2 pseudogenes are annotated in these 2,599 nt (G+C 32.0%); both read right to left on the reverse strand.

The window, feature by feature from the left end:
* Positions 1 to 519: 519 nt before the first annotated feature.
* A pseudogene (locus KI369_RS15475) lies at positions 520 to 1,281 on the reverse strand (ATP-grasp domain-containing protein); the annotation flags it as partial.
* Positions 1,278 to 2,039: pseudogene (locus KI369_RS15480) on the reverse strand (MFS transporter); the annotation flags it as partial. The pseudogenes KI369_RS15475 and KI369_RS15480, both read right to left, overlap by 4 nt.
* Between the last annotated feature and the right edge of the window lie 560 nt (positions 2,040 to 2,599).

Raw genomic sequence — 2,599 nt, forward strand, 5'->3', positions numbered from 1 at the left:
ATATAAACTATACAATTATCATTAGAGAGTAGATTGATTATGCTTCTTATCATTAATCTATCAAGTTCTTTAATTTGATAAAAGGAGAGTACATATCGCTCGTGTCTCAAATGTCCTTTTCTATACTTCGTAAGAATATTTATACTTTAAATCTTGATAATACACAATATCAACGTTTTGTCGATAGTACATATGCTATTTAAGGGCCTTTAGCTCATTTTTTTCGTTTTGGGGAACAATGAATTTCTTAGCTTGATGGTGATGGGGTACCGCCAGTATTTCGGGAAAAAACACGCTAAGCACATTTCCATACAAAAAAGCCGAATTTTATCCCACTAAGGATAAACCGGCTCATTGCATTTGCTCTTAAAGAACTTGTTATCTAAACTCACCATTTTCATAAAAAAATATAGCTCTAGCTAATGCATCAGTGGCGTCACCCTTATCCAATTGTTGGTTAATATACACATGTGGTTTAAATTGTCCTTTTATATAGACCAGTCATTTGCACATTTCTTTTTACATATATTTTTTAAAAGAAGGTTTCCATTCTGATAAATCTTGATAAACAAATGTTATATTGTTACATATTTCCTCTGCAACCTCGTACATACGTTTTATATCATTAGCCGTAAATAATATAGATCCTTTGCGTTGCGTGCTATCTACAATATTTGGTATGATGTCGCCCTCTTTTACTACTAGATCAATTAATACGACCTCGGATATGTTAGTTAACTCTTTATACTTGATTTCTTTTAAGCAACCTGGTTTTGGAATCAAGCTTAAAGACATAGCTTGACATTTTGAAGGTACACATCTAAATTCATCTATAGTCTCCGTAGCTAACGCATCATAATAGTATCCAAATTGAGATATGTCAGTCGTTAGTTCCACCATCTTCCAGATGTTGCCGCCACCTATTCTAACTTGAGACTCTATGATTATTGGCTTATTATGTTTATCTATCTTTATTTCTGTATGAGTAATGCCATTTTCCATTTGCACGTCGTCCAAAAATAACATTACTTTTCCCATAATTAACTGTTTTTGAGATTCATCTAAAGGTACCGGCATAATCGTATAGTTTATTATAAATGTATCTTCTTTAAATACTTCAGCTGATATAGCTAGTATAGAATGTTTTTTGTTATAAGAAACGGTTTCAACTGTATAAACTATATCACCTTCAATATACTCTTCCACTAAAACAGGTAGTTGAATACCGTTTTCTTTTATAAATCCTCCTACATCATCTTCCGTGTCTAGCTTACATACCCCATTACTTTATAAAGGAATATTACTAAAATACTATTTAATATGTATTTAAAAAAACCGTAAACAGCACAACATGTTACAATTGGCTCCAATACAGGGTGTTTTTTGAAATATACCAAACCCTCATATATGTTTTGGTATATGGATTTTAAATTTACGTCTTTTAAAGAACCTTCTGTATGCGGTTTAAACTTTGAAATGAATAATACAAATATAAAACAAACAAAATACGTTACTGCATCAACAGTGAATGAGCCTGTTAATCCAACTAAAGTAATGACAATTCCAGCTAGCATAGGACCAATTACTATAGAAAGAGACTCCGAAAGTGCTAGTTGAGCATTTCCTTTTTTTAAGTCGTCTTTATCTGTTACTATTTCCGGTAAGAAAGAAGGAATAGCGATGTTGTAAAACGTAGTGAATATTCCATTTAAAAACATGATAAATACCAATAAGGGGAACGTTATAATATTTGTTACAGTCAGTATGAATACTGATAAAAACAATACTCCTTGACATATACTACAAATTAGCAAGACATTTTTCCTATGAAAAATGTCTATTAAAGCACCGGCTACTAATCCGAAAATTAGGTACGGGACGAATATAACCCCACGAAGCATAGCAGCATTTGCTTCACTTGTTTGTAACACCTCTAATGCAAAAAGCGGCAAAGCTACTATTGTAAACTGAGTACCTAACAAACTTATAGACTGCCCTAGCCAAAGCTTATGAAAATTAAAATGTTTGCTATCTTTCATAATATCCCCCCGTTAAATCCATCTTTATAAATTATCAAATTTACGATATAAGTCAGAGCAGGCAAAACCTATCTTTCAACTAATGTCTGTACCACATAAAATTTAAAACCTAATATAAAAGCGATTTTAGTTTCAAAATGAAGAATTGATGTTTACTATTAGGACTCAAAAGCTTTCTGGCTAACGAAAAGATCAACCTCCTAAAAATACTGCACATTCGTTTATAAACCAATCAATATACAAATTTACCCGTAATAATTTAGTTGTTAATTAGTTTTCTTCGAATTCATTTCCCAATCATATGTCACTTTGCATCACCTCCAGCATCAGTATAACCTTGGAGGCACGCTGTTGTACTCATTTGGGAATGTAACAGCAAGATATCAAAGTTACAATGACAAGTTGTTATGTAATTATACGTAATCAAATTCGTACGATTGGAGAAAAAGAAAAATCTGTGAATCTAAGGTCAAGTTTGAATTCCACTCGTCATAAATATACACTTGGATTGGACCGATACTTTTCCTATAATTACTCAGAAAGAATAGCGTTTTTTTCAT

Origin of the sequence: Bacillus sanguinis (genome assembly GCF_018332475.1) — a bacterium.
Taxonomy (GTDB): domain Bacteria; phylum Bacillota; class Bacilli; order Bacillales; family Bacillaceae_G; genus Bacillus_A; species Bacillus_A sanguinis.